This window comes from Nocardia sp. NPDC060220, assembly GCF_042727815.1.
Taxonomy (GTDB): Bacteria; Actinomycetota; Actinomycetes; order Mycobacteriales; family Mycobacteriaceae; genus Nocardia.
The window spans coordinates 1-7,495 of the sequence record NZ_JBHWZY010000296.1; the positions used below are offsets into that span (position 1 = coordinate 1).

The window sequence follows — 7,495 nt, forward strand, 5'->3', positions numbered from 1 at the left end:
CACCTTCGCGGCACGACGCCAGAATTCGGCGGTGGTGTGCGGGGAGTGGGGGCGAGCGGTTGGGCTCGGACCGGGGGCGGGCTAGGTTGGAGGGTGTGTCGATGATGAAAGGTGCCAACGTCGCGGTGCCTGCTTCCGCGGTCCGCGTCGAATTGGGTTGGCAGTCGGGGCCGGGTGTGCCCGATGCCGACGCGTCCGCGCTGTTGCTCGCCGGGGCGAAGGTGCGCTCCGATGACGACTTCGTGTTCTACAACCAGGCCGTGCATCCCTCGGGCGCGGTGCGGCACGAAGGAAAACAGCAGGGACACATCGTTGTCGACGCGCTGTCGGTGAATCTCGGGCAGGTCGAGCCGGAGATCGAGACGATCGTGCTCGCCGCGTCCGCCGACGGGGGGACCTTCGGTCAGTTCCACGGGCTCTACATCCGGGTGATCGACACCGCGAACGGCGCCGAGGTCGCGCGGTTCGACAGCAGCGGGGCGACCACGGAAACCGCGTTCGTGCTCGGCGAGCTGTACCGCCGCCAGGGTGCGTGGAAGTTCCGTGCGGTCGGCCAGGGTTATGACAGCGGATTGGCCGGGCTCGCTACCGATTTCGGCATCTCCGTCGACGATGCTCCCGCGCCTCCCGCGCCTCCCGCGCCTCCCGCGCCTCCCGCGCCCCCGCAGCCGTTCGGCTCGGGGCAGCCGACTCCGCAACAGTCGTACGCCCCGCCGACACAGCCCTTCATCCCCGCGCCTCAGCCGAACCGGCCCCACACCCCGCCGCCGAGCCCGCCGACCCCGGTGTTCCCGCCGAATCAGCAGCAGTACGCGCCGCCGCCGAACCAGCCCGGCATCCCACCCCAGCGCAACCCCCAGTTCGCTCCGCCCCCACCACCTCCGGTCGACCTCGCCAAGGTCTCGCTCACCAAGGAAGCCCCGTCGGTCTCCCTGACGAAACACGGCGCCACCGGCGGCGTCATGCGCGTGAACCTCAATTGGACCTCGATGGCCGCCACCGGCCGCCTCTTCGGGAAACTCCGCGGCAAGAACATCGACCTCGACCTGTGCTGCTTCTTCGAATTGGTCAACGGCGCGATCGGTTCCGTGCGAGCCCTCGACCGCCGCTTCGGCGCCCTCTACGAACCGCCGTTCATCCACCTCGATCAGGACGACCGCACCGGTGCCAGCATCACCGGCGAGAACCTGTCGGTCAATCTCGACTACACCCAGTTCATCCGCCGCATCCTCGTGTTCGCCTCGATCTACGACGGTGCCAGCGATTTCCGCAATGTGCACGCCACCGTCACCCTGCACACGGTGAATTCCGCGCCCATCGAGATGACGCTCGACGGCTGCACCGACAACTCCCGCGACGCGGTGCTGTTCGCGCTCGAGAACGTCGACGGCGAGTTCGTGGTGCGCCGCGAGGGCAGCTTCGTCCGCCCGCCCGCCGGGCAACCGGGCGGCGGTGTCGTGGAGATCGCGCGCCTGTACAACTGGGACTTCGGCTTCCAGGCGGGCCGCGGCAAATGATCCGGCATCCCGCGACGCGCGTGCTCAACGCGCTGGTCTACCACCCCGACAAGCACGTCGCCCAGACCCCGGCGGCGCTCAGCCTGGACTATCGCGATCTGACCATGCGCACCGCCGATGGCGTCGATGTGCACGGCTGGTTCGTGCGGGCCGAGCGCCCCCGCGGTCACATCCTCTACGCGCACGGCAACGCGGGCACCATCGGCGACCGCGTCTCGATCATCGCGCTGCTGGTCGACGCCGGCTTCGACGTGCTCGCCTTCGACTACCGCGGTTTCGGCCACAGCACGGGCACCCCGAGCGAACAGGGCACTTACCTCGACGCCAGAGCTGCCCGCCAAGCCCTGCTCGAGCAACCCGAAGTCGATCCCGATCGGGTCTACTACCTGGGCAAATCTCTCGGTGGCGGGGTACTGCTCGAACTGGCGGGCGAATATCCGCCCGCGGGCATGATCCTCATGTCGACGTTCAGCGGCATGCGCGCCGCCGCGCGTTCGGTCTACCCGTTCCTGCCCGCGCCACTGATCCCGAACGCGTATCCGAGCCTGCGGCACATCGCGAACCTGCGCGTCCCGGTCCTGATGATGCACGGTGACCGCGACGAACTCCTCCCGCTGCGCCACGCCGAACGCCTGTACGCGGCGGCGCGGGAACCGAAACAGCTGATCGTGGTGCCCGGCGCGGGTCACAACGATGTGATCGACACGCTCGGCGCCCAGTGGCCGAAGATCATCGCCGACTGGGCGGCTCGATAACGCCGCAGCCCGGTCGTCGTCGAGGGTCGCTGATTCTGCGTAGCCTGGCGGTATGAGCGAAACGAGCGAACTCCTCGGCCGCCTGGCTGCGCTGCCCGACGACGAGCTGGTGTCGGTGCTGCGCGCCGCGGTCGCCGGACGCCCCGGGCTCGGCGCGGTCGCCGCCGCGCTGGCCCAGGCTGAGATCGGTCATGCCGAAACCGGATCGCCTGTGACTCTGGACACGAACGTCATCGACGCGGATGTGGTGCCCGTCGCATCCGGGCAGGTCGGAGGCGCGATGCCGGTACCGCCGGTACCGTCCGGGCTACCGGTGACCGGCGCACCCACCGCCACCGGCGGATATTCCACTTCCGGAGTGCCGACATTCGACTCGGTTCGGGATAAGGTCGAGCAGCGTTTCGGCACCGCGCAGGGAATGGACGAGCTCGACCGGCAGACTCCCGCGGGTCGCAGCGTCGACGAGCAATGGGAGGCGCGGGAGAAGGCCGCGCGTGAGCGGCTGGATCAGATCCGGAAATCGGTGCAGGGCAACGATTCCGGCGAGAAGTAGCCACGCGTCCTCCCTTCCGGTAACGACGTGATGGGTGGACACACAGATGACGCAGGCGCGCCAGATCGCCGACCGACTACTCGATGCGCAGGTGGAATTCCTGCTCGCCGAGGTGACCGGTGAACGGTTCGCCGAGGTGATCGCCCGCGATGTGGCCGCCGTGCTGGCCGTCGGCGAGTCGATCAGGTTCGGTGACGTGGTTTCCCTGGAACAGGGCGAGCAGACGGTGGCCACCGTGTTCGACCGCATCGGCGGCAGCCCCGTGATCGCCGATACCGTCGGTATCTTCTCCGACGCCATCTACGACCACATCGCCTCGAACACCGAATACACCCTCGGCGACGTGGTCGACCGCGAACCGGTGGAAGCATTGCTGGAGAAGATCTTCGGCATGCACCAGGCCCAGGAGCGGATCCTGGACCGGCTCACCGAGAGCCCGCTCGTCGCCACGGTGGCCTCGCGCTTCGTCGACAAGCTGATCGGCGATTTCATGCAGGCCAATCGCGAGCGCGCCGAGAAGATTCCGGGCGTCTCCTCGCTGATGTCGCTGGGTCAGTCCGCTGCCAACCGGGCCAAGAAGGTCGCCGCCGACAGCACCTTCGTCGGTGACCTCGCGGGCAAGGGCGCGCTGTTCGCGCTCAAGCGCACCAACAACGCCATCCGCGACATGCTGCGCGACGCGCCCGTGCACTCGGCGGCGATGGAATTCTGGGACCTGCACGCCGACGAACCCGTCGCGGGCCTGCGCGAATACCTCACCCAGAAGGACCTCAACGAGCTGGTCCAGATCTGCTACGAGATCGCGGTGACGACCAGGGAGAAGGAGTACTTCGGCCTGCTCGTGCGCGAGTGCGTCGAGGTGTTCTACGCCAGGTACAGCGACCACACGCTCTCGGCGATGCTGCCCGAACTCGGTCTCGATGCCGACGACATCAGTACCGAGATCCTGCGCTACGGGCCGGCTGTCATCGAGGCGGCCAAGCGCAACGGTGTGTTGGCCGGGCTGATCCGGGAGCGGCTCGAGCCGTTCTTTTACTCCGATCAGGTGCTGGGAATTCTCGGCGGCGAGTAATTCTCTCGAATACCGTTCGGTAACGCGAATTGATCGATACGACTTTGCTTCTCGATTTGCGTGACATCGCCGCAACCGGTAGTGATGTCGAGCATTCGAATTGCCGCTTCTGATCGGTCGCATCAAATGTGCTGTGTGTCACGCTCTCTGGTGACCTGTATGTATCCGGCAGTGAACCGGCCGACCAACTCGCCGCCGGTGCGGCTGTGAGCATTCGGCTACACAAAGCCCGCTGGATTTCCGGCATGTTTAGATCAGTGCACGAATTGCTGCTTTACACCGTTCCGCATTGACCGCGCACTGCGCGGAGTGCAAGTTTGCACCTGACTTTCCGTGAGCCACCGTGACCGACGTTGCGGTGGCATTGCCAAGGAGTAGGTGTGCGTGCACGTTCCCGGCCGAACCCGACCGGAACCCGATCGGATGGCGGCGCTCGAGGGCAGCGGGCCGGCGCCGGGCTGATCCGGCCGCGCACCATCTCCGGACAGCTCGCCCGGATCCTGGTGGTGTCGCTGGTGCTGGTGCTCGCGCTGCTCGGGCTGACCATGTCGACACAGGTCAGCGCCTACCGCCGCAGTGGGGAGACCGTGGACGCGGTGGCGGTCGCGCTGGCCGCGCAGGACCTCGTGCAGCAGGTGCAGCGCGAACGCGGTCTGAGCAACGGTCTGCTCGGCGGTGATCAGCGCCTGCGCCAACCCGTCACCGACCAGCGCACGGGCACCGACGCCGCCCTGCATGCCCTGGTGAACGCCATCGTGGGGAACCCGCCCGGTGCGGGGGAGGTGCGCTCGGCGCTGGGTCATCTGGCGGGTCTGCCCGCGATCCGCTCCCAGGTCGACAATCGCAATGTCACCCGGCAGGCGGCGTTCCAGTTCTACACCGACGGCATCGACGCGCTGAACCGTCTCTCGCTCGGTCTCGACCAGGCGCGTGACCCGGCCGTCCGGCACGGCCTGCAAGCGCTCTACGCGCTCGGTGACGCGAAGGAATTCGCGGCTCGTGAACGCGGTTTCCTCAACGGCGTTTTCGCCGCCGGAGAATTCGCGCCGGGGGAGTACGTGCAGTTCCTCGACATCCGCGCTGCCCGCAATGCCGCGCTCACCGCCTTCGGCCACGACGCGACGCCTGCCCAGCAGGCACGTCTGGACGCGGTGCTGGCAAGCGAGAACGCCACGCGGGCAACCGAATCGGAGAACGTCGCGATCGCCTCGACGCTGGGACCGCTGGTTCAGCAGGTCGACCCGGCCGTGTGGTGGACGCAGATGACCGCGGTCATCGACGAGCAACGCAAGGTCCAGCAGGTCATCGGGGACGACGTCGGCGCGCGGGCCGAGACACTGCGCCGCGACGCCGCGCTGATGCTGGCCGCCTTCGCCCTGGCCGCGCTGTTGGCGATCGCCGCCGAGTTCGCGCTCGTCCTCGCCAGCATCAGGGCCATCGTCCGCCCCCTGGCCCAGCTGGCGACCGAAGCCGACGACGTCGCCTCCACCCGGCTACCCGAGGTGATCGCGGCCTGGCACAGTGCCGCCGACGCCCAACCCGATCCGCCCGCCTCCGTGCGCACGCCTCCCGGCGCGAGCGTGGAGATCGCCGCTGTCGCGGGTGCGTTGGATCGCGTGCAGACCACCGCGTTCGACCTCGCCTCCGAGCAGGCGCTGGTGCGGCGCAACACCACCGAATCGATGGCGAATCTGGCCCGCCGCAATCAGAACCTGGTGCGCCGTCAGCTGGGATTGATCAGCGAGTTCGAACGCGAGGAGCTCGACCCGAAGGCACTGTCGAACCTGTTCGAACTCGACCACCTGGCCACCCGTATGCGGCGCAACGCCGAAAGTCTGCTGGTGCTGGTCGGCGAGGCGAGTCCGCGCCGGTGGGCCGAGCCGATCGCGCTCACCGACGTGATCCGGGCCGGGCTGTCCGAGGTCGACGATTACCGGCGGGTGGTGCTGCGCCGGATCGACGACATCGCGGTGACCGGCGCCGTCGTCAGCGAACTGGCGCACATCCTGGCCGAACTCATCGAGAACGGGCTGGCCTTCTCGCCGCCCGATCTCGAGGTCGAGGTGTACGGCCGCAAGGTCGCGGGCGGCTACCTGCTCGCCGTCGTCGATCACGGCGTCGGCATGCCCGCCGAGCAACTCGCCGAAGCCAATGCCCGGCTGCGCGGCGAGCAGGACTTCATCGTGGCCTCCACCCGCTACCTGGGCCACTACGTGGTCGGTCGGCTGGCGGGGCGCCTCGGCATCGACGTGGAACTGAACACGTCACCGGTCAGCGGCATCGTCGCCCGCCTGCTCCTCCCGCCGTCGCTGCTCGCCGACGGAAAGGCCGGGCTGGCAGCGGATCCGCGAGAGGGCGCCGCCCGCGGCCCCGCAAGTCAGGATCTGGCCGAACCCGCAACCCTGGAGCGCACGGACACCTCCGTCGCCGTGGGTCACACGGTGGCACCCGCACACACTGGGGCCACGATCGGTTCGGCGACACCGGGCCACCACGCGATCCCGGCCGGCGTGCCAGGTGCGGACCGTAGCGATGATCGACCGGTCGGCTTCCTCGGCGAGACGTCGCACGCCATCCGCGGTGGCTCGGCGTCGCCGACCGGCACCAACGGGCGGTCGCGGCACAGCCGGAATCCGGAATCGGGAGCCGGCAACAGCACCAACGGCAGTGGTCCGGCCACGGCGAACCATTCGTCCACCGGCTCCGTCTACGCGCAGTTCCTCAGCAGTTCCACCGATTCCGCGCGTCCGCGCAACGGTGCGGCCCGCAACGGGGCGTCGGCTGCGGACCACTACGGCGTGGTAGCCCCGGAACGCTCGGAGGGGCAGGCCCGAGGACACACCAGCTCGCCGGTACCGCCATCGCGTGAACTGCCCGCCGTGGAGTCCATCGGCGCACCCGCCGTCGAACGCACCCGCAACGGCCTGGTCAAACGCAGCAAGCGCGCCAAGATCACCGGTGCGCCCGAGCGGCCCCGCCGCGATCCGGCCACAGGCCCGGCCCGGCCCCCGGTTGTCGAACGGACTCCGGACCAGACCCGCAGCATGCTCTCCTCGTTCCGCACCGGCCACGAACGCGGCGGCGAGACCGAATCCTCTTCCACGCCACTCGATCCCACCCGCTGACCGATCGGACAAGACCCCAGGAGACCCGGTGACCACCCACCTACCGACCGCCGATCCACACACCTTCAACTGGTTGCTCGGCAACTTCGTCCGCAATACCGACGGCGTGCGCGACACCGTCGCCGTCTCCTCCGACGGGCTGCTGATCGCGATGTCGGACGGACTCGACCGCACCGGCGCCGACCGGCTCGCCGCGATGGTGTCGGGCCTGTCCAGCCTCGCCCGGAGTGCCTCGCGCAGTTACGATTTCGACGGCCTCAAACTGATCATGATCGAGATGAAGCGCGGCTTCCTGCTGGTGTCGGCGCTGGGCGACGGCAGCTGCCTCGGCGTGATCGCCGACGGCGGCTGCGATGTCGGTCTGGTCGGCTACGAGATGGCGATCCTCGCCGAACGCGCCGGATCGCTGCTGGACCCGCTGCTGATCAGCGAATTGCGAGAGTCGTTGCGCAGATGAGAGATTTCGATCTCCC

The 7,495-nt window shown here is 68.4% G+C and carries 6 protein-coding genes; all 6 read left to right on the plus strand.

Annotated features, from left to right (window positions below):
• The first annotated feature begins 101 nt into the window (after positions 1-101).
• Positions 102-1,517 carry a TerD family protein gene (locus tag ACFWF3_RS16985; protein ID WP_379314404.1) on the plus strand — a complete coding sequence of 472 codons (1,416 nt, stop codon included), beginning with the start codon at positions 102-104 and terminating at the stop codon, positions 1,515-1,517.
• Entirely contained in the window at positions 1,514-2,272 is a 759-nt protein-coding gene (locus ACFWF3_RS16990) for an alpha/beta hydrolase (RefSeq protein WP_379314405.1), read from the plus strand. Before ACFWF3_RS16985 ends, ACFWF3_RS16990 begins: the two co-directional genes overlap by 4 nt.
• A 52-nt stretch (positions 2,273-2,324) precedes the next feature.
• Entirely contained in the window at positions 2,325-2,825 is a 501-nt protein-coding gene (locus ACFWF3_RS16995; protein ID WP_378994153.1) for a PspA/IM30 family protein, read from the plus strand.
• Positions 2,826-2,871: 46 nt separating this feature from the next.
• The gene (locus ACFWF3_RS17000; RefSeq protein ID WP_378994155.1) at positions 2,872-3,897 is read left to right on the plus strand and encodes a hypothetical protein; all 1,026 of its coding nucleotides are present in this window, start codon (positions 2,872-2,874) and stop codon (positions 3,895-3,897) included.
• 380 nt (positions 3,898-4,277) lie between these two features.
• Positions 4,278-7,022 (plus strand): nitrate- and nitrite sensing domain-containing protein, encoded by a 2,745-nt coding sequence (locus ACFWF3_RS17005; protein ID WP_379314406.1) that lies wholly within the window; start codon positions 4,278-4,280, stop codon positions 7,020-7,022.
• Positions 7,023-7,050: 28 nt separating this feature from the next.
• On the plus strand, positions 7,051-7,479 hold the full coding sequence (locus tag ACFWF3_RS17010; RefSeq protein WP_378637023.1) for a roadblock/LC7 domain-containing protein: 429 nt from the start codon (positions 7,051-7,053) through the stop codon (positions 7,477-7,479).
• The last annotated feature ends 16 nt before the right edge of the window (positions 7,480-7,495 follow it).